Below are 20,056 nucleotides of genomic sequence, written 5' to 3'. Positions count from 1 at the left end.
GCGCCCGTGGGCCTCCGATCTCGCATCGGGGGCCCACGACCGTTCACGGCAGAAGTTGCCAAAAGCCCACGTGCAGCGATGCACAACGATCACTAGTCCCCACCGGGGGTCGGAAGGCAGGATCGGTTCGGTGAAGCCCGCCCCCTTCGAGCACCACGCACCGCTCACCGTCGAGCAGGCCGTCTCCGTCCTCACCGAGGTCGGTCACGACGGCAAGGTCCTCGCGGGCGGCCAGAGCCTCATCCCCATCCTCAACATGCGCCTGGCCTCGCCGGCGCACCTCGTCGACATCAACCGCGTCGCCGGCCTCGACACCATCGAGGTGACGCCGTCGGCCGTCCGGGTGGGCGCGCTCGTGCGCCACGCCGGCCTCGAGCACTCCGAGGAGGCGTATGCCGTCCTCCCCCTCCTGCGCCAGGCGCTCGTCAACGTCGCCCACCCCGCCATCCGCAACCGCGGCACGACGGTCGGCTCCATCGCGCACGCCGACGCGGCCGGTGAGATGCCGGCGATCCTCGCGCTGACCGACGGCGTCGTCGAGGTGGCGGGGCCCGCTGGGGCGCGCGAGATCGGCTGGTCCGACTTCTTCCTCGGCGCGCTCGAGACGTCGCTCGCGGCTGAGGAGCTCGCTGTGGCAGTGCGTTTCGGCCGGTTCCCGTCCGGGACCGGCACCGCCTTCACCGAGGCCGCACGGCGTCACGGCGACTATGCGATGGCCGGCGTCGGGGTGGCGGTCACGGTGACCGACGGCGTCGTGTCGGCCGCCCGCGCGTCGTTCGTCTCCGTGACCGATGTCCCGTCCGTGCTCGACCTCGGGCCGGCGCTCGGTGGCGTCGAGCCGGGGTCGAAAGCGTGGGACGCGGCGCTCGACGCGGCCGCCGAGGCGGTGCGCGAGCACGTCGAGCCCGAGGGCGACATCCACGCGAGTGCCGACTACCGCCGCATGCTCGTCGCGGAGCTCACCCGCCGCACCCTCCCCCAGGCCGCCGACCGCGCAGGAGCCAGCCATGACTGACACGACCAGCGAGACGCTCCACGAGGTGACGGTCACGGTCAACGGGGTGCGCCGCTCGGCCACCGTCCCGGCCCGCCGCCTCCTCTCGGACTTCCTGCGCCACGACCTCGAGCTCACCGGCACCCACGTCGGCTGCGAGCACGGCGTGTGCGGCGCCTGCACCGTCCTCGTCGACGACCAGCCGATGCGCTCGTGCCTGATGTTCGCCGTCACGGCCCAGGACCACGCGATCACGACGGTCGAGGGCCTCTGCTCGGCGCCCGACGCCAGGGTCGCGCCGACCGGCGAGTCGATGAATCCTGTCCAGCAGGCCTTCGCCGAGTGCCACGGGCTCCAGTGCGGCTTCTGCACGCCCGGCTTCCTCACGACCGTGACGGCCTACCTCGAGGAGAACCCCTCTCCGACGAGCGAGGAGGCGCGAGAGGCGATCTCGGGCAACCTGTGCCGCTGCACCGGCTACCAGAACATCGTCAAGAGCGTCCTGCGCGCCGCCGAGATCAAGGCCGAGCGCGCAGGCGCCGCCGAGGAGCAGTCATGACGACGCAGATGTTCGGCGCGCCGATCAAGCGCAAGGAGGACCCGCGCCTCGTCACCGGCGGCGGCCGCTACCTCGACGACCTCGGCCACGACGCCCTGGCGGCAGCCTTCGTCCGCAGCCCGCACGCCCACGCGCGCATCGTCGACATCGACGCCTCGGACGCCATCGACATCGAGGGCGTCGTCGGCATCTACGTCCACGAGGACCTCCCGGGCCGGGTCGGCGAGCCGCTGCCGCTGCTCATCCCGCACCCGACGCTGACCCACGGCCGCACCGGCTACGCCCTGGCCAAGGACGAGGTCAACCACGTCGGCGAGCCGATCGTCATGGTCGTCGCGACCGACCGATACGTCGCCGAGGACGCCTGCCAGCGCATCCGCGTCACCTACGACCAGCTGCCCGTCGTCGTCGGCATCGAGCACGCCCGGGACGGCGACCTGCTCGTCCACGACGACGTGCCCGGCAACGTCGCGGCGCACATGCTCCAGGAGGTCGGTGACGTCGACGCCGCCATGGCCGCCGCGCCGCACACCCTGACGCTCGACCTCGACATCGAGCGCAGCGCCTGCATGCCGATGGAGGGCCGGGGCGTCTACGCGCGCTGGGACCGGGACCGCGGCGAGCTGCGGATGTACTCCTCCACGCAGACCTCGACCGGCGTCCGCGCCGCCGTCGCGGCCAAGCTCGACCTCCCCCTCGCGAAGGTCGAGTGCATCGCCCCCGACGTGGGCGGGGGCTTCGGCGTCAAGATCGTGCACCCGTGGCCCGAGGAGGTCCTCGTGCCGTGGGCCGCCATGCTCGTCGGCCGCCCGGTCAAGTGGGCCGAGGACCGGCGCGAGCACTTCATCAGCGCCGCGCACGAGCGTGGTCAGCTCCAGCGGGTCACCGTCGGATTCGACGACGAGGGCCACCTGCTCGCGCTCGACGTCAAGTTCTGGCACGACAACGGCGCCTACACGCCCTACGGGATCATCGTCCCGATCATCACCTCGACCCAGCTGCTCGGCCCCTACAAGCCCGGGACCTACCGCTGCGAGTTCTGGTCGCTCTACACGAACACCGTTCTCGTGACGCCCTATCGGGGCGCCGGCCGTCCGCAGGGCGTCTTCGCGATGGAGCGCACCATGGACGCCATCGCCGACGAGCTCGGCCTCGACCGCGCCGAGGTGCGCTCGCGCAACTTCATCCTCCCGAGCGAGATGCCCTACGACCACGGCCTGCTCTTCCAGGACGGCCGCCCGCTCAAGTACGACTCCGGCGACTTCCCGGCCAGCCTCGCCAAGCTCAAGGACCTCGTCGGCTGGGACGACTTCGCAGACTACCGCCGTCAGGCCGAGGCCGAGGGACGCAAGGTCGGCCTCGGGATCGGTTGCTACGTCGAGGGAACCGGCGTCGGGCCCTACGAGGGCGGCCACATCCAGATCGAGACGAGCGGCCGGGTCAACGTGTCGACGGGCCTGACGTCGCAGGGCCAGGGTCACGAGACCGTCTTCGCGCAGATCGTCGCCCAGGAGCTCGGCGTCCGCATGGAGGACGTCCACGTCACGACGGGCGACACCCGCAAGATGGCGTATGCCGTGGGCACCTTCGCGTCGCGCGCCGCGGTCATGAGCGGGAGCGCCATCGCCCTCGGCGCCCGCAAGGTGCGTGAGAAGGCGCTGCGCATCGCCGCCGATGCCCTCGAGGTGTCGCCCGACGACCTCGAGATCGTCGACGGCACGGTCCGCGTCAAGGGCGCTCCGACGACGTCGATGAGCCTCGGCACGGTGTCGGTGCTCTCGAACCCGCTGCGCTACGCGTTCGACGAGGCGGCCAAGGCCGCAACGCAGTTCGCGGGCACGTTCGACCCCGACAAGCCGCCGGTCGCCGAGGGCGAGGAGCCTGGCCTCGAGGGCAAGGGCTTCTACTCCCCCACCCAGGCCACCTTCGCCAACGGCATGCACGCGGCAATCGTCGAGACCGACCCGGTCACGGCCGAGATCAAGATCCTGCGCTACTGCGTCATCCACGACTGCGGCACGATGATCAACCCGATGATCGTCGAGGGCCAGGTCCACGGCGGCGTCGCCCAAGGTGTGGGTGGCGCCCTCTACGAGCGGATGGCCTACGACGAGTCCGGGCAGCTGCTCAACGCGAGCTTCATGGACTTCCTCATGCCCTACGCGTCCGAGGTGCCGACCATCGAGGCCGACCACCTCGAGACGCCCAGCCCGCTGAATCCCTTGGGCATCAAGGGTGCCGGCGAGGCGGGGTGCATCCCCGTGTCGGCCGTCATCGCCTCGGCCGTCGAGGACGCCGAGGGCTTCCCGATCACCCGGATGCCGATCTCGCCCAACGAGCTCTGGGAGCTGCGCCGCCGCCACGCGGACGGCGAGATCCCGTCGCTGCACCGCCTGTCACACACGTCATCGAAGGAGCCGTCCGCATGAAGATCACCGGATCCGCCACTCTCGCGGCCGACCCGCAGCAGGTGTGGGACGCCTTCCACGACCCGGCCGTGCTCGCGCGCTGCCTCCCCGGCTGCGAGCGCCTCACCGAGCTCGGTCCCGACCACTACGCGATGACGGTCACGGCCGGTGTCGCCGCGATCAAGGGCACCTACGACGGCGAGGTCTCGCTCCGCGACCCTAAGCACCCCGACTCCTTCACCATGAAGGCCTCCGGCGCGGGCGCGCCCGGCACCGTCGACGCCGACGTCGTCGTGCGCCTGGCGCCGTCCCTCGCCGGCGGCACCGACCTCACCTACGACGCCGACGCGTCCGTGGGCGGGGTGATCGGCGGTGTCGGCCAGCGCATGCTCGCCGGTGTCACGAAGAAGATGGCAGGACAGTTCTTCTCCGCCGTCGACGCCGACATCTCCGGCGTCCGGGTCCCCGCCCCGAGCGCTCCCGAGGCCGTCACGCCGACGGGAGCACCCGGCATACCCAGTGGGGCGCCTGCGCCCGTGACGTATGCCGGCCGGCCGGCCCCCGCGGCGCCGTTCGCCGGGCGCGACTTCGCCCTCGGCGTCGTCACCGGCGGAGCCGTCGCCCTCGTCGGCGTCGTCGTCGGCTGGGCGATCGGGAGGCGGTGACGGTGCGCGCGTTCACCGCCGCGGCTGTCCAGGTCGCCCCCGTCGCGGCTCCCCTCACCCCGGAGACGATCCGCGCCAACGTCGACACGTGCGTCGAGATGACCCGCGCGTGCGTCGCCGCCACCGGCGCCGAGCTCGTCGTCCTGCCCGAGACGGCGAGCACCGGCTTCACCCCGGGCTGCTCCAAGGAGGAGCTCTGGGACCTCGTCACCGAGCTGCCGGGCGCGATGATCGAGCCGATCCAGGCCGTCGCCCGCGAGCTGGGCGTGCACATCTGCTTCGGCACCTACGAGCGGGGCCCGGAGCGCGGCGTCGTCTACAACTCGTCGGTGCTCATCGGCCCGACGGGCGACCTGCTCGGCACCTACCGCAAGACGCACCCGTTCTGCTCCGAGATCGTCTCCGGTGGCGGCTGGGTGACGCCCGGCGACACCGTCACGGTGTGCGACACCGAGCTCGGCCGCCTCGGCATGATCATCTGCTTCGACGGCGACTACCCCGAGCTGTCGCGGATCCAGGCCGTGCAGGGCGCCGAGGTCATCTGCCGCCCTTCGGCGCTGCTGCGCTCGGCCGACATCTGGGACCTCACGTCGAGGGCGCGTGCCTACGACAACCACGTCTACGTCATCGGCGCCAACGCCGTCGGCGCCGACCCGGCCGGGGTGCTCTACTTCGGCAACTCGCACATCGTGACGCCGATCGGGCACATCGTGGCCAAGGCCGCGACGCACCCCGGCTGGGTGACAGCGCGGCTCGACCCGGCCGAGGCGCTCTCGTCGCTGACACCCGGATCCAACGTCGGCCAGGCCTTCGACCACCTGCGCGACCGCAACCTCGACCTCATCCGCAACCACCGGGCCGAGCTGGAAGGCGTCGCCGAGACGTCGTTCCCGCACGCCCCGATCCACCGGGGCGACGCCGGCTGACCCGGACCCCGCCGACCGACGACCGTTGGTCGACGTGGCGCATCGATCACGGCGTGTCGGCCGGCGTGTCGCTCCTGACGCGCACCAACGGTCGTCCGACGGCTGGCGGTGCGCGCGGTCCGGTGTCCTCAGCCCGCCGGGAGGCCGGCTTCGACCTTCCGGTGCGCCATCCCCCAGACGGCGGCGAGCAGCAGGGCCACGACGATCGCGATGAGCAGCACGACGATGCCGGTGGGGTTGTTCCAGAGCACGAGGACCAACATGCCGACCCCGACGACCACGCCGGCCGCGACGCGGGCGTGCTCGCGGACCGCGATCCCGACGGGCCCCTGGTTCAGCGAGTGCCACGCGTTGCCGGAGATCCGGCTCACCCAACGGCCGGCGCGGGCCAGCGCGGCCCGATGGCCGAGGAGCGCGGCGATCCCGGCGACGAGCAGAGCGATGATGAACATCAGCCGTATGCCGTCGATGAGGAACCGCGTCACGGTGTCGAAGAGGTAGGCCGAGGCCTGCGGCGTGATGACGTCGGTCGGCATCTGGCCGAGGTAGACCTCGCGCAGGATGACGAGCGCGAGGCGCAACAGCAGCAGCCCGATCGCCGTCGAGAGCGCCGCCCAGAGCAGGGCGCGGCGTCGGCGCCCCCGGGCGAGCGCGACCGCGCCCGCGAGAAGGACCAGCCCGACCCACGGCAGCCAGTTCGCTGCGGTGTTGAGCCACCGCACGACCTGCTGCGCGCGGTCGACGCCCTGGATCTGGGCGATCTCGATCGTCGCGCCGACCGTCGGGATGTTCTGCGCGATCCCGAGACCAGCGTCCACCAGCCGGGTCTTGACCTGCGCGATGATCGGGCCGAGATTGAGCACGACGGCCCCGGTGCTCGACACCGTGACGGCGGTGCCTTGGTTCTCTCCGGTCAGGAGGCTGACGAGCGCGGCGTGCCCGGCTCGGTTGGCGGCCGTCCAGAGCGTCACGAAGGCGTCGCTCGTCACGGCCTTGTGGACCGCGGTGCTGATGAGCCCGGAGACCCCGCTCTCGATCGGGGCCTTGAGCCGCGCGGCCTGCGGCGGGAGTGCCGCGAGCGCCTGATCGACGAAGGCGCCGATGTCGAGGCGGGCGGCGATCTCCCGGTTCACCGCCGCCTCGACGGAGACCTGGACGTCCGGGTTCGACGCGAGCGGCTCCATGGTCGTGACGTAGCGGTCGGTGTCGAGGACCTGGTTGCGCGCCCAGATGGCGGGCACCGCGAGCGTCAGGCACAGCGCACCGATGATGGTGAGGATGACCACGAGGGTGGTTCGCGCGGCGTGTCGCGCCCGCACCGCCGTCGGCGACTCCAGCTCGGCGTTGCGACGGCGGAGCCGCTCGATCTCGGCCTCGAGCGCGGCCACGTCCCGTACGGGCACCGGTTGCGTCGGTGACGAAACGGTTCCGCCGCCGTCCACTGCTCTGTGATCGTCCATGGTCATGACTTCGCCTCCCCGTGCCCCGGTCGCTGGGTCGACCGAGTCGGTGTCTGCCGGTCCGACCGACTGGCCGGTCCACTCGCCCACCATCGCGCCGTCGCGGCGGCGGGTCATCATGCTCTGAGGGTGACCCGGACGCGTTGGCGCGCCGACCCGGGAGCTGGCCCGGGAGCAGGCCCGGAGGCCGGCGACGACGGACGGCTCCCAGCTCACCCCGCGGGCATGACGTCGAGCCCCGGAGGCAGGCGGAGCATGGGAGCCATGCCACCGGATGCCGACCGTCCGCGCTCCGTGCCGGCCCGGACCAGCCAGCTCCTCGGCCGAGGCCGGGACCTGCAGGCGCAGGCGGGCCGTCGCCTGCGCACCGCCGGCGACGAGCACGTCACGGTCAAGCTCGTCATCGACGCGCTCCGGGAGGACCGCGACACCGGGGGCCACTGCTCGCCTTCGCGCCGCTCCTGGGGCTCGCCGTGGGCGCCGCTGCCGGTGCCCTGGGTGGGTCGCTGCGCGGCGCGGGCATCGGCGACGCGTTCATCCAGGAGGTCCGCGACGAGGTCACCCCGGGGACGTCCGCCCTGTTCGTCACGACGTCAGACGGCGACGTGGAGCGGGTCCGGGACGCGTTCCTGGCCCACCACCCGACCCTGCTCCACACCAACCTCACGCCGGAGCAGGACGCCGCGCTGCGGGAGTACTTCGGCGCCTGACGGCGTCACGGACCGGGTGTCGCCGGACCGGGTGTCGCCGGACCGGGTGTCGCCGGACCGGGTGTCGCCGGACCAGGGGTCGCCGGACCGCCGTTCCCCTCATCGCCGTCGTCAGCCTCGGGGGCGGCGTCCCGCTCCGAGGCGGACACCCAGTCGTACACGACGGACGAGCGCAGCAGGATGTCGGCACCGGACCGGTTCTCGGGACTGACGACCACCCAGAGGAGCACGACGGGGATGAAGACGCACAGCAGGGCGCGGGCCAACGCGACCCAGGGCCGCAGACGCCCGCCGCGCGAGTTGACGACCCGCAGCCCGAGCAGGCGCGCCCCGTAGCTGCGGCCGGTGGTCGCCCACGCCAGCGCCAGGTAGCAGACCAGGAACCCGAGGAAGGCCACGAGCAGCAGTCCGAACCCGGGGTCCGGGAAGCGGAACGTGCGCGGGCCCAGCACGAAGTACGCTGCGGTCGCCCCCGCATACGCCAGGGCGACCGCGACCACGCCGACGAAGGCGTCGACGCCCGCAGCCAGCGCTCGGGTGACGATGCCGGCCCGGTGTCCCTGCACCGACCGCGCCCCCAAGGGGATCGCGATGCGCGCGATCGGGCCCCGGGGTGGTCCCACCGGCGGTTGCACGGTCGTCCTCAGTGCGCGAGCCCGGGATCACCCGGACCGGACCCGGGCCGGGCCGAGTGGCGGACGGCCGGCCCGGGCGCCCCCTCCTCGTACGTCGACCCGGGAGCCCGCTCGGGTCGGTGCAGGAGCCGGTCCACGACGTGCGCCACCCGCTCGTCGGCCCCGATCCCCTGCCGGCGGACCTCCCGAAGGCCCTCGGACGCCATCGAACCGGTCGAGCTGCGGATGATCCCGGGCAGGTCGATCCCTTCGACGACGTACTCGGCGAGCGCGATGAGGTCGAGCTTGGCGACCACCGCGTCGAGGTCGGCCCGCGCCACGACCGCGTCCACATCGATCCGGTCGATGATCCGCTCCAGGTCCACCCGTGCGACCACGTCGTCCACGTCGACCCGGCCCAGCACCGCCTGCAGGTCGGCCCGCGCCACGACCGCGTCCACGTCGATCCGGTCGATGATCCGCTCCAGGTCCACCCGCGCGACGACGTCGTCGACGTCGACCCGGCCCAGCACTGCCTGCAGGTCGGCCCGCGCCACGACCGCGTCCACATCGATCCGGTCGATGATCCGCTCCAGGTCCACCCGCGCCACCACGGCGTCGACGTCGACCCCGGCGACGATCACATCGAGGTCGACGTGCTCAGGCACCATCTCGGTGAGGTCGACGAGCCCCAGCAGCCCGTCGACGAGCCGGGGAGCCAGACGCTGGCCCACGACGTATGCCTGTTGCGCGGCGAGCCGCCGCTGCCGCTCGCCCCGTTCGACGACGTCCACGACCCGCGGGTGCCAGCGCAGCCGCCGACCGGCGGCGACCGACCCCGAGGCGAGCGCCGACAGCGGTCGGACGACGAAGCCTGCTCTCGCGGCGACCCGGCGCGACCCCTCCAGCGCGACGACGGCGAGGCCCAGCGCGACGTCGGCAACGTCGACCGCCGTCCATTCCGGCCCGCGCTCCCCCGCCACAGCCAGGGGCGGCACCCGGCCGGAGTCCGGCTCCTTCGGGAGGCCGATGAGCACGATGGCTCCTCCTGACGACGAACGACGGGGACATCTCGATCGTGGGACCCCCGGGGTGGCCGCGCCTCATCCTCCGCGGGTGACTCGCGGAGACCGGAGGCGTGCAGCAAGGGCCGCGAGGTGGCGCCGCTCGGCCTCGTTCGTCGCGGTCGCCGCGGCCCGGTCGAGCGTGGCCGCCGCGGCGGCGGTCTCACCCGCCATCTCGAGGAGCTGGCCGCGCACGGCGAGCCATCGGTGCGTCGTGCCGAGCCGGTCCTCGACCGCGTCGACGACCTCGAGAGCGGCCCGCGGACCGCAGGCCATCGCCACGGCCACCGCGCGGCCCAGCGTCACGACCGGGTTGCCGGTGATCTCCTCGAGGATCCCGTAGAGGGTGAGGATCTCGGCCCAGTCCGTGTCGGCTGCGGAGGCTGCCCGGTCGTGCACCGCCGCGATGGCGGCCTGCAGCTGGTACTCCCCCACCGCGTCGAGCGCCAGGGCCTGACGGAGCAGATCGAGGCCCTCCGTCACGAGGAAGCGATCCCACCGCGAGCGGTCCTGCTCGGGGAGCGGCACCAGCGCTCCCGAGCCGTCGCTGCGGGCCGGGGCACGCGCCTCGAGCAGGAGCATCAGGGCGAGGAGACCGAGAACCTCCGCATGCTGCGGCAGGCTGGCCACGAGCAGCCTCGTCAGGCGAATCGCCTCGCGGGACAGCTCGATCCGCTGCACCGCATCACCGTTCGTACTCGCATAGCCCTCGTTGAAGAGGAGGTAGAGGACGTGCAGCGCGGAGCGGAGGCGGGCGTCACGGTCGGCAGCGGACGGCATACGAAAGCCTTCTCCGGACGCACGGATCGTCGCCTTGGCGCGGCTGATCCGCTGCGCCATCGTCGGCTCGGGCACGAAGAAGGCGTGCGCGATCTCGGCCGTCGTCAGGCCGCCCACGGCGCGCAGCGTCAGCGCGATCGCCGATGTGGGGGTGAGCGAGGGGTGGCAGCACAGGAGGAGCACCGTGAGGCTGTCGTCGTGGTCGACGGGGTCGTATGCCGGCACCTCCCACGCGATGACGCGCGCCTCCCGCTCCCGCCGGGCCGCGTCGCTGCGCCACAGGTCGACGAGACGCCGGGAGGCGGCGGTGACGAGCCAGGCGCGGGGCTCGTCGGGCACCCCGTCGACGGGCCAGTGCCGCGCGGCGGCGAGCAGCGCCTCCTGGACGGCGTCCTCGGCGGAGTCGAAGTCGCCGAAGCGGCGACTGACGATGCCGACGACCTGCGGCGCGAGCGTGCGCAGCAGGTCGTCGACGGCGGGCGCAGGGCTCAGTGCGAGGCACCCGTCGTGCGCAGGAAGGCGTCCATCTCGTCGGTGTTCGAGGGCGCCTGCTCCATCACCTGCCGCACGTGGATCGGCTGGCGCGTCGGGCGACCCCCGCGGCCCGGGACGGCCGACATCAGCGACGCGATCTCGAGGGCGCGCTCCTCGGAGTCGACCTCGACGACCTGGAAGCCGGCCATCCACTCCTTGAACTCCTGGAAGGGCCCGTCGGTGACGACCGGCGCCACCCCGTCGGACCGGACGATCTTGGCGAGGTCGGGGCCGGTCAGGATCGTCGACGAGACGAGCTCGCCGTTGGCCTCGAGCTCACCGATGAGCACGCCGTAGTAGTCGAGGTGTGCCTGGACCTCCTCCGGCGTCCAGTCGGACATCGGGGCCGGGTCGTCGCCGGGCTGGAAGTCCACGCCGATGAGGTACTGCGCCATGTCGCTCTCCTTCGTCACGTCGTGCCAGCGTGGCACGCTCACCCGGGGGACGCAGCCGACGACGCGCCCTCGACATCGTGGCGCAGCCGAGGTGGTGCGGCGCCCGCTCAACGGATCGAGCCGAGCACGAGACGTCCGCGCGTCAGCGCGGCGACCGCCGCAGCGGCGAGCCAGCTGAGCACGACCGCGGCCCAGAACGGGCGGTGGTCGGTCCCGACGACGCCGAACCAGCTGTAGGCCGCGTCGAAGGCAGCGTGGAACACCGCGGCGACGACGACGCTCCCCCGCGCCGTGGTGACGAGGGCCGTGACGAGCACGCTCGTCGGCACGATGAGGAGCAGGAACCCGAGAAGCGGCAGCCCGTGGTCGTGCTGGCCCGGGACCAGGAGGAGCGGCAGGTGCCACAGACCCCACACGAGCCCGACGACGACCGCCGCGGCCAACGGCGCCATCCGCTCCTGGAGGCGGGGCAGCAGCACCCCACGCCACGCGAGCTCCTCGGTGAGCAGGAAGAGCCCGGTTCCGTAGGCGAGGTAGGTCAGCGCGCCGGGGAGTGACATCAGCTGCCCGACGGGGCTCTGTGCACCGAGGGCCACGGCCACGCCAGCAGAGGCGGCACCCAGCAGGACCGGGACGCCGAGGGCCGCGGCATACGCCCAGGGCGACACCCGCCACCGCGTCAGGCGACCCCACAGGTCGACGAGGGCCGGACGGCCACCGCGCACCGCGATGACGGCGACGAGCGGCAGCGTCATCGACCACAGCGCCGCGCCCTGCGGCAGGCGCCAGCCCCACCAACCCGCGGACTGCCCGAGCGCCGAGAGCCAGAACAGCCACGGTGGCACGAACACGGCGAGGACGGCGAGGACAAGACCTCCCCGGCCGAGTGGCGGGGTCAGGCCTGACCGGACGGTGCTGGGGCCGGCGCCCGGGAGGGCGGGTGCGGTGGTCGTGTGGCTGGTCCTGGGGGCGCGCGCGAGCACGGTGGTGATCTCCTCGGGAGCGGTCGACTTCGTCAGGTGGGCCACGGCCCCGGAGGCCCTGGCGGATCGGTCGTCAGCGGTGTCGAAGCCGAGCGAGACGACGGTGAACGGGCCGGCAGGGTGCTCGGCGAGGTCGTGGATGAGGGCGTGGCCGGCGGCCCGGGTCGGGAGGGCGATGTCGACGAGGACGAGGTCGACCGAGGCCGGGGCGAGCGTCAACGTGCGTCGGGCCTCCTCCCCCGTCCGGGCCGTGCCGGCCAGTGCGAGCCGGTCGTCGGCGGTGATCAGGGACGCGAGGCTCGCCCGCACCCGGACGTCGTGTGCGACGACGAAGATGCGGATGGGACGGGCGCCGGATGGGTCCTGCTGGTGCTCGGGCTGGTGCTCGGGCTGGTGCTCGGGCTGGTGCTCGGGCTGGTGCTCGGGCTGGTGCTCGGGCTGGTGGGGCGGCCGATCCTGCACCCGGCCGGACGAGAGCGTGGCGGCGCTCACGACCGCACCTGTGCGAGGGCGGCCGGGCCGGCGACTCGGGCGAGCTGGATCGCCAGCGTCGCGAGGCGTCCCGCGACCATCGCGAGCGCCATGAGGACGAACGCAGCGGTCCAGGCGGCCGCGCCGGTGATGAGGTGGTCACGCGAGAACCCTCCGATCGCGGCCGCGCCCGGGCCCTGCGCCCAGGCGGCGAAGAGCATCCGTCCGCCGATGACCGCGACCCACAGGGCCGCGAAGCCCACGCCCGCCGAGACGGTGACCCGGCCGCGCCGGGTCTCGACGCGGCACAGGAACGCCGCGAGGACGCCGAGCGCGAGACCGGCGCCGGCCCCGACGGCTTCGAGGAGCCAGTCGTTGCCCACCGTCGGGACGTCCCGGAGGAGGCCGCCGGCCGCCGCGACGACGATGAGCAGGGGCATGACGAACATCGACCGGGTGACCTCACGCACCCCGAGGTTGCGGGAGAGGACCCAGACGAGCAAGAGGACGTTCAGAGCCCACTGAGCGTTTGACATGGTGTTGACGACCTTCCGTGGAGGCTGTTGCTGACACGGAATACGTTGCTGCACAGCCACCCCCGGCCACATCGGCCGATTCGCTGGGTCAGCCCGTGATCTTCGGCCGAGGCCGCCTCGGCGCAATGACGTAGACGAGACTCGGCGCCAGGGGCGCGCGCGGCTGCGGCGACGTGGGCTACGGCGTCGGCTACGGCGACGTGGGCTACGGCGTCGGCTACGGCGCGGGCTGGGGGAAGGTCAGCGTCACGGTGGTGCCGGCCCCGGGTTCGGACGCGATCTCGAGGCGCGCCCCGACGGCCTCGGCGCGCTCGGCCATGGTCCGCAGGCCCAGGTGCCCCGGCCACGAGGCGCGGGCGTCGAAGCCCCGGCCGTCGTCGACGACGCTGATGCGGACGACCTGGGGCTCGTCCGGGGTGGCCCGGACGACCTGCACCTCGACGTCGAGGCGTGACGCGTCGGCGTGCTTGACGGCATTGTTCAGCGCCTCGAGGGCGACCCGGTAGAGGTGCTCCTCGACGTCCGGGTCGAGGCCCGTCGGGACCGTGGCAGCGGTGACGGTGATCGGGATCTGCTCACGGGCCGACAGGGCGGCCGCCTGTCGCGTCAGGGCCGAGACGAGACCCTCCTCCGCCAGCGCACCCGGGCGCAGCTCGAAGATCAGGGCCCGCATCTCGGCCAACGCCCCTCGGGTCAACGCCTGCAGCTGGCCGACCTGGGTCTGCGCCGGATGATCTGCGTCCAGACCCGCCGCCTCGAGGTGACGGGCCACGGCCGAGGCGTGCAGCGTCATCGAGAAGAGCGCCTGGCTGACCGAGTCGTGCAGGTCGCGGGCCAGCCGGTGGCGAGCCTCGAGCGACGCGGCCTGCGCGGCCGTGCTGAACAGCTCGGCGTTCTGGGCCGCTACGGCGGCCTGGTCGGCGAGGGCGGTCAGGTAGGCCTCGTCGTCGTCGTCGAGTCGCTGACCGGGCCCGAGGTAGACGTGCAGCTCGCCGTACGAGGAGCCCGAGGAGATCAGCGGCACGATGGCCACGTCGTCCCAGACCGCGTCGTGCGCGTAGGGGTGCAGCGCCGCGAACCGCGGGTTGGCCAGGACCCGTTCCCGCATGCCCTCCCGCAGGATCAGTCGCCGCTCCCCCACCTCGCGAACGGGCATGTCCGGGTGCGAGTACGTGGCAGCAAGTGCTTCGGCGAGTCCGGGGCCGAGCAGCGGATCAGCATGACCGACAGCCGAACCCGTGCCGGACGAGCCCCACGACACGATCGAGGAGGCATACGCGTCCGTCGTCTCGCGGACCGCGTCCACGATGCTGGCCAGCGTCGTGGAGAGCGGCTGGTCGACGCTCATGCCGGCGGCCACGCGGGTGAAGGTCGCGATCCTGGCCTGCAGCCGCCTCGTCGCCCGCACCCGGTCGGTGGCGTCCGTCACGATGTCGACGATGCCGACGATCCGGTCGCCCTCGAACAGCGGTGCGAAGACGACGTCCCAGAACGTCTCCAGCCCGGGGATCGCGACCCGGTGGGCGGCCTGGCGGATCACCTGTCCGGAGAGGACCGCGTCGACGAGCGGTTGGATGCTCTCCTCGTTGCCGGGGATGAGGTCGTGGAGCGACGCCCCCGGCGTGGTGTACTCCGGCCCGACGCCGAGATAGTGCTCGTAGAAGTGGGTCCAGGTCCGGTTGCACCGCTGGAGCAGCAGGTTCGTGTCGAAGACGGCCACTCCCATCGGTGCGCGGTCGAAGACGAGGTCGAGCAGCTGCTCGTCGAGGCTCGTGCGGCTCGCGCGCGCCGGCTCGAGGACAGGCACCGTCGGCATCGAGGTCGACCGCAGGCTCCGGCTGAGCGCCAGGGGGTCGATGCCCGGCGCCACCGCATCGTCCTGCATGCCGTCCTGCATGCCGTCCTGCATGCCGTCACGCATCCGGCGCCGGGGCCAGCCCCTCGCGGACCGCCCAGAGGGCCGCCTGGGTCCGCGACCGCAGGTCGAGCTTGGCCAGGATGTTGGACACGTGGGTTCGCGCCGTCCGCTCGGTGACGCCCAGCCGGCGCCCCACCTCGCGGTTGCTCGCCCCGGACGCGACCAGCACCAGGACCTCCCGCTCCCTGGGAGTGAGCGCGTCGGCAGCGCTGCGCGGCGCCCGCAACGAGTCCGACAGCGTGCGCGCCGCGGCGGGATCGAGATGCATGTGGCCCGCCGCGGCCTGCCGGATGGCGCGGGCCACGCCGTCGGCATCGGTGTCCTTGAGCACGTAGCCGTTGGCACCGGCCTCGAGGGCTGCCCGCACCGAGTCGCCGTCAGCGAACGAGGTGACCACGACGATCTCGACCGAGGGCCAGCGCTCGCGGGCGCGACGACACGCCTCGACGCCGCCCATCCGCGGCATCTCGAGGTCCATCAGCACGACATCCGGCAGCGTGCCCGCTCGCTCGAGCACGGCGAGCTCGTCGAGGGCCGCCTGCCCGTCCGCGGCCTCCCCGACGACCTCGATCCCGTCCTCGGTGGCCAGGAAGGCCGTCAACCCGGCCCGGACGACGCGGTGGTCGTCGACGACGAGGACCCGAATGTCCGGGTCGGCAGGCACTGGGTCGGCGACCATGGCGACATTGTGGGGCACGGGCCGACCGGAGTCGAAGGGTTGACCGAGATCCGCGCGCTCTTTGGCAGATTACGCCAACGCGACCGGCCGTCGTCCCCCAGTTGAATCTGTGCAGCGAAACAGCCCTACTTCCCGACCGAGGAGCGCGCATGCCCGACGCGACCACCACCCGCCGGATCCGCATCGGCATCGACACGGGTGGCACGTTCACCGACGTCGTCGCGCTCGACGAGGAGTCGGGCGAGCTCGTCACGACGAAGACCCCCTCGACGCCGAGCAACCCCGCCGACGGCTTCCTCGCCGGGGTCCGCAAGGTGCTCGACCTCATGGGCGCGAGCGGCGACGACATCAGCGCCGTCTCGCACGGCACGACCGTCGCGACGAACAAGCTGCTCGAGGGCAAGGTCGAGGCCCTCGGCTTCATCACGACCGAGGGTTACGAGTTCATCCTCGAGATCGCCCGCCAGGCCGTCCCCGACGGCTACGGCAACTCCTACTTCTGGGTCAAGCCCGCACGGATCGTCCCGGCCGACCACGTCAAGACCGTCGGTGGACGGTTCGACTTCGAGGGCAACGAGATCCGCCCGTTCGACGAGGAGCGCGCCGTCGCCGTGGCCCGGTGGTTCAAGGAGCGCGGCATCACGACGATCGGCGTCTGCTTCCTGCACTCCTACGCCGACGACAGCCACGAGCTCGCCATGCGCGAGGTGCTCCGCCGCGAGCACCCCGACGCGATCGTCTCGATCAGCTCGGAGGTGCTGCGCGAGTACCGCGAGTACGAGCGCTCCATGACGACCCTCGTCGACGCCGCGGTGAAGCCCAACGTCTCCCGCTACGTCCGCAACATCCACGACCGGCTGGCCGACTTCCTGGCCCAGCCACACGCGTCTTCCGGGGGGGACGCGGGGGGCGAAGCCCCCCGTGGGTTCCCCTTCTACGTCATGAAGTCCAACGGCGGCGTGCTCTCGGCCGACGAGGTCGTGCACCAGCCGATCACGACGGTCCTCTCCGGCCCGGCCGCCGGGGCGCTCGGGGCCGGCCTCATCGCCAGCCGCGCCGGCTTCGACAAGGTCCTGACCTGCGACGGCGGCGGCACCTCGACCGACGTCTCGGTCGTCCTCGCGGGCGAGCCGACCCTGACGACGGAGGGCACGGTCGGTGCCTACCCGAGCAAGATCCCGATGATCGACGTCGTCACCGTCGGCGCCGGTGGCGGCTCGATCGCGTGGATCTCCCCCGAGGGCTCGCTCAAGGTCGGCCCGCAGTCCGCCGGCGCCGACCCGGGACCGCTCTGCTACGCCAAGGGCGGCACCGAGCCGACCATCACCGACGCGCACGTGACCCTCGGCCGCATCCCCCCGCACCTGCTCGGCGGCGAGATCCCCCTCGACGTCGACGCGGCACGGGCCGGCATCACCGAGCTCGCCGGCAGGCTCGACCTCGACTTCGAGCGCTGCGCGACCGGCATCCTCGAGATCTCGGCGTGGAACCAGGCCAACGCCCTGCGCCAGGTCTCGGTCAAGCGCGGTCTCGACGTGCGCGACTTCATGCTCGCCACCTTCGGTGGCTCGGGCTCCCTGCTCGCCTGCCGTCTCGTCGACATCCTCGGCCTCGCCGGGGTCGTCGTCCCGCAGAACCCCGGCAACGTCTCCGCGTTCGGACTGCTCACCGTCGACGTCAAGAACGACTACGTCCAGACGGCCGTCGCCCGGCACCACTCGCTCGACCACGCCGCCGTGCAGAAGACCTTCGACGACCTCACCGCCAAGGCAGCGAGCGCCCTTGACGCCGAAGGCTTCCCGCGCGACAGCCACCGCTACACGCGGACGGTCGACCTGCGCTACTTCGGGCAGGCCTACGAGGTCCGCGTCGCCGCCCCCGAGGGTGACGTCGACGAGGCGTATGCCGCGGGCGTCGCCTCACGCTTCCACGACGAGCACCGTGCCCTCTACGGCTACGACTTCCGGAACGACCCGACGCAGCAGGTCGAGTGGGTCAACCTCCGGGTCACCGGCGTCGGGCCGATCACGCGCCCCGAGCTGCGGGACCTCGCCGGCGCCGAGGGCGCTGCCGACGTGCGCGAGCGGGCCCACCGGAGCGTCCGGCCGGTCTGCTTCGACGCCGACGCCGGCTACGTCGACACCGACGTCTGGTGGCGCGCCGACCTCCTCGCCGGCGACACCGTCGAGGGCCCGGCGGTCATCGAGGAGTTCGGCTCGACGGTCCCGGTCCACCCCGGCTTCGTCGTCCGCGTCGACACCCTCGGCAACCTCGTCATCACCAAGACCACCGCCGCCCAGACCACCCCGGAGGCCTGACATGTGCTTCTCCTGCCAGACCGCCAGCACCCGACTCGCCCCCGTCGACGCCGCCGGCGCCGGAGCGGGGCTGGCAGCCGGCGCGGCCCACGCGAGCGCGCCGGACGGCATACGCAATCCTGCGGGACTGCCCACGGCCTACGAGCACGGCAACCGGCTGACGCCCGAGGGCACGACGGTCGACCCGATCCTCGTCGAGATCGTCGAGGGCACCCTCGCGAGCGTCGAGATGGAGGTCGAGACGGCCATCGCCCGCACGTCGCGCTCGCCCATGATCCGTGACGCGCACGACTTCCGCGCCGGCATCCACGACCGGCAGCTGCGCAAGCTGACCGGCCGGTCCTACAGCGCCCTCGTGCACCCCATCGCCCGCGACTTCCCGCTCGCCGAGATGAGCGAGGGCGACGTCTTCTTCCACAACGACGTCTACGAGTCCGAGGGCGGCATCGGCCACCTGCCCGACCTCTGCGTCACGGTGCCGGTCTTCTCCGGCGGTGAGGTCGTCGCCTTCGTCCAGGCCTTCGGGCACCACGACGACATCGGCGGGGCCGTGCCCGGCTCGATGCCGAGCAACGCGCAGACGGTCTTCGAAGAGGGGCTCTCGGTCCCCCCGATCAAGCTGTGGGACAAGGGAGTTCCCAACCAGGCGGCGCTGCGCATCATGACGCGCAACAGCCGCATGCCCGACAGCCTCGCCGCCGACCTCGACGCCGAGTGCTCGGCCTGCCTCATGGGCGCGCGTCGCCTGTCCGAGCTCTTCGAGCGCTACGGCCGCGACACCATCGAGGCGGCCTTCGACGCGATCCTCGACAAGACGACGGAGACCTACCGCCGCGAGATCCTCAGCAAGATCCCCGACGGCACCTACGTCTGGGAGGACTACGCCGAGCACGACGGCGTCGACGAGCCGATGCTCCACACGCAGCGGATCACGTTGACGAAGCAGTCGACCGGCGGCCCCGGCCCCGGCGACGGCGGCCCCAAGCTGATCATCGACTTCACCGGCACCGCCAAGCAGGCCAAGGGCCCGATCAACCACTGCGGCGACTACGTCGGCGGCAACTTCCTCAAGAAGTGGCTCGCGCCGATCCTCCGCAACCTCGCCGACACCCCCGAGCGGATGGCCGAGCTCGACGTCAACGAGGGCATCGTGCCGCTCATCGAGATGAGGTTCCCCGAGAAGGGCACGCTGCTCACCCCGATCTACCCGGCGCCGACGAACGCCCGCACCTTCGTCATCCTGCGCCTGCTCGGCGTCCTCGCCGGCGTCGTCGCCAAGGCCGTCGACGGCAAGATGCCCGCCGACCAGGAGACGATCCGCTACACCGGCGTCTACGGCAAGGACCGCGACGGCAACGACTACCTCATGCGAGAGGTGCTCGGCGGCGGCTCGGGCGGGCGCTACTACGCCGACGGCGAGGACACGATCCACGTCGTGCCCGACAGCCGCAACCTGCCGACGGAGTTCACCGAGAGCCGGTTCCCGTTCATCGTCGAGCGGCTCGGTCTCGCCGTCGACTCCGGTGGCGCAGGCCGCTACCGCGGCGGCCTCGGCTACGAGAAGCACATCCGGATGCTCAAGGACGCCCATTTCATGTCCATCGCCGACCGTTCCATCCTCGCCTGCTGGGGCGTCAAGGGCGGCAAGGCCGGTCGTCCCTTCGAGGTGACGGTCGACGTGGGCGGACCCGAGGAGCGCACCGTCGACGCCCTCGCCGACGCCGAGGTCGTCAAGGCCGGTCAGGTCATCCGCATCCGCACCACCGGAGGCGGCGGCTGGGGCGACCCGCTCGACCGGCCCTACGACGAGGTCGAGCGCGACCTGCGCTGGGGCAAGGTCTCCTTCGACGGAGCACGCCGCGACTACGGCGTCGTCGCCACCGGCGACCTCGACGGCCCCGTCATCGACACCGACGCGTCAGACGCGTTGCGCGAGCAGCTGCGTGCGGATCGGGCCGCCGAGCAGCCCTTCTTCGACCGTGGGCCCGGCTACGCAACGCTGGCCGCGGGACGGACTGCGGCAGATGTCGACTGGGTCTGAC

The 20,056-nt window shown here is 72.4% G+C and carries 17 protein-coding genes; 8 read left to right on the top strand and 9 right to left on the bottom strand.

Annotated elements, in window-relative coordinates; genetic code table 11:
- Positions 1-130 precede the first annotated feature (130 nt).
- Genes AB4030_RS03865 through AB4030_RS03845 form a run of 5 tightly spaced genes read left to right on the top strand, consistent with a single transcriptional unit; the run spans position 131 to position 5,552 of the window.
- Entirely contained in the window at positions 131-1,015 is an 885-nt protein-coding gene (locus tag AB4030_RS03865; RefSeq protein ID WP_442277865.1) for an FAD binding domain-containing protein, read from the top strand.
- Positions 1,008-1,553 carry a (2Fe-2S)-binding protein gene (locus tag AB4030_RS03860; protein WP_442277864.1) on the top strand — a complete coding sequence of 182 codons (546 nt, stop codon included), beginning with the start codon at positions 1,008-1,010 and terminating at the stop codon, positions 1,551-1,553. Before AB4030_RS03865 ends, AB4030_RS03860 begins: the two co-directional genes overlap by 8 nt.
- The gene (gene cutA, locus AB4030_RS03855) at positions 1,550-3,982 is read left to right on the top strand and encodes an aerobic carbon-monoxide dehydrogenase large subunit (RefSeq protein WP_442277863.1); all 2,433 of its coding nucleotides are present in this window, start codon (positions 1,550-1,552) and stop codon (positions 3,980-3,982) included. The genes AB4030_RS03860 and cutA overlap by 4 nt, the downstream gene beginning before the upstream one ends.
- Positions 3,979-4,626 carry an SRPBCC family protein gene (locus tag AB4030_RS03850; RefSeq protein WP_442277862.1) on the top strand — a complete coding sequence of 216 codons (648 nt, stop codon included), beginning with the start codon at positions 3,979-3,981 and terminating at the stop codon, positions 4,624-4,626. The genes cutA and AB4030_RS03850 overlap by 4 nt, the downstream gene beginning before the upstream one ends.
- Positions 4,627-4,628: 2 nt before the next feature.
- Positions 4,629-5,552: a carbon-nitrogen hydrolase family protein gene (locus AB4030_RS03845; RefSeq protein ID WP_442277861.1), complete on the top strand. Its 924-nt coding sequence runs from the start codon at positions 4,629-4,631 to the stop codon at positions 5,550-5,552.
- A gap of 128 nt (positions 5,553-5,680) precedes the next feature.
- Here AB4030_RS03845 and AB4030_RS03840 read toward each other — a convergent pair whose 3' ends face one another.
- Entirely contained in the window at positions 5,681-6,955 is a 1,275-nt protein-coding gene (locus tag AB4030_RS03840) for an LPXTG cell wall anchor domain-containing protein (protein WP_442277860.1), read from the bottom strand.
- 77 nt (positions 6,956-7,032) lie between these two features.
- Between AB4030_RS03840 and AB4030_RS03835 the strand changes: the two genes are divergently transcribed.
- Positions 7,033-7,722, top strand: a complete 690-nt coding sequence (locus AB4030_RS03835) for a DUF1269 domain-containing protein (RefSeq protein WP_442277859.1) — start codon at positions 7,033-7,035, stop codon at positions 7,720-7,722.
- 5 nt (positions 7,723-7,727) lie between these two features.
- Here the strand turns inward: AB4030_RS03835 and AB4030_RS03830 are convergent, their stop codons facing one another.
- The 8 genes from AB4030_RS03830 to AB4030_RS03795 all read right to left on the bottom strand — a co-directional run bounded on the left by AB4030_RS03830 (position 7,728) and on the right by AB4030_RS03795 (position 15,696).
- Positions 7,728-8,345, bottom strand: coding sequence for an RDD family protein (locus AB4030_RS03830; protein WP_442277858.1), 618 nt, complete (start codon positions 8,343-8,345; stop codon positions 7,728-7,730).
- A 20-nt stretch (positions 8,346-8,365) separates the two neighbouring features.
- Positions 8,366-9,373, bottom strand: coding sequence for a hypothetical protein (locus tag AB4030_RS03825; RefSeq protein ID WP_442277857.1), 1,008 nt, complete (start codon positions 9,371-9,373; stop codon positions 8,366-8,368).
- A 66-nt stretch (positions 9,374-9,439) separates the two neighbouring features.
- Complete coding sequence (locus AB4030_RS03820; RefSeq protein ID WP_442277932.1) at positions 9,440-10,642, bottom strand: RNA polymerase sigma factor; 1,203 nt, start codon at positions 10,640-10,642, stop codon at positions 9,440-9,442.
- A 26-nt stretch (positions 10,643-10,668) separates the two neighbouring features.
- Positions 10,669-11,127 carry a YciI family protein gene (locus tag AB4030_RS03815; protein ID WP_442277856.1) on the bottom strand — a complete coding sequence of 153 codons (459 nt, stop codon included), beginning with the start codon at positions 11,125-11,127 and terminating at the stop codon, positions 10,669-10,671.
- 89 nt (positions 11,128-11,216) lie between these two features.
- Entirely contained in the window at positions 11,217-12,584 is a 1,368-nt protein-coding gene (locus tag AB4030_RS03810) for a CPBP family glutamic-type intramembrane protease (protein ID WP_442277855.1), read from the bottom strand.
- Complete coding sequence (locus tag AB4030_RS03805; RefSeq protein ID WP_442277854.1) at positions 12,581-13,099, bottom strand: hypothetical protein; 519 nt, start codon at positions 13,097-13,099, stop codon at positions 12,581-12,583. The genes AB4030_RS03810 and AB4030_RS03805 overlap by 4 nt, the downstream gene beginning before the upstream one ends.
- Positions 13,100-13,316: 217 nt before the next feature.
- Complete coding sequence (locus AB4030_RS03800) at positions 13,317-15,008, bottom strand: histidine kinase (protein ID WP_442277853.1); 1,692 nt, start codon at positions 15,006-15,008, stop codon at positions 13,317-13,319.
- A 4-nt stretch (positions 15,009-15,012) separates the two neighbouring features.
- The gene (locus AB4030_RS03795) at positions 15,013-15,696 is read right to left on the bottom strand and encodes a response regulator (RefSeq protein ID WP_442277852.1); all 684 of its coding nucleotides are present in this window, start codon (positions 15,694-15,696) and stop codon (positions 15,013-15,015) included.
- A 149-nt stretch (positions 15,697-15,845) separates the two neighbouring features.
- On the opposite strand from AB4030_RS03795, the gene AB4030_RS03790 reads away from it, so the two are divergent.
- Both AB4030_RS03790 and AB4030_RS03785 read left to right on the top strand, forming a co-directional pair.
- Positions 15,846-18,014, top strand: coding sequence for a hydantoinase/oxoprolinase family protein (locus AB4030_RS03790; RefSeq protein ID WP_442277851.1), 2,169 nt, complete (start codon positions 15,846-15,848; stop codon positions 18,012-18,014).
- Position 18,015: 1 nt separating this feature from the next.
- On the top strand, positions 18,016-20,055 hold the full coding sequence (locus AB4030_RS03785) for a hydantoinase B/oxoprolinase family protein (RefSeq protein ID WP_442277850.1): 2,040 nt from the start codon (positions 18,016-18,018) through the stop codon (positions 20,053-20,055).
- Position 20,056: the final 1 nt, after the last annotated feature.

This window comes from Terrabacter sp. 2YAF2 (assembly GCF_052114705.1).
In the GTDB taxonomy this organism is placed as follows: Bacteria; Actinomycetota; Actinomycetes; order Actinomycetales; family Dermatophilaceae; genus Terrabacter.
The sequence above is the reverse complement of the archived record's forward strand: the minus strand, read 5'-3'. Positions and strand labels throughout refer to the sequence as shown.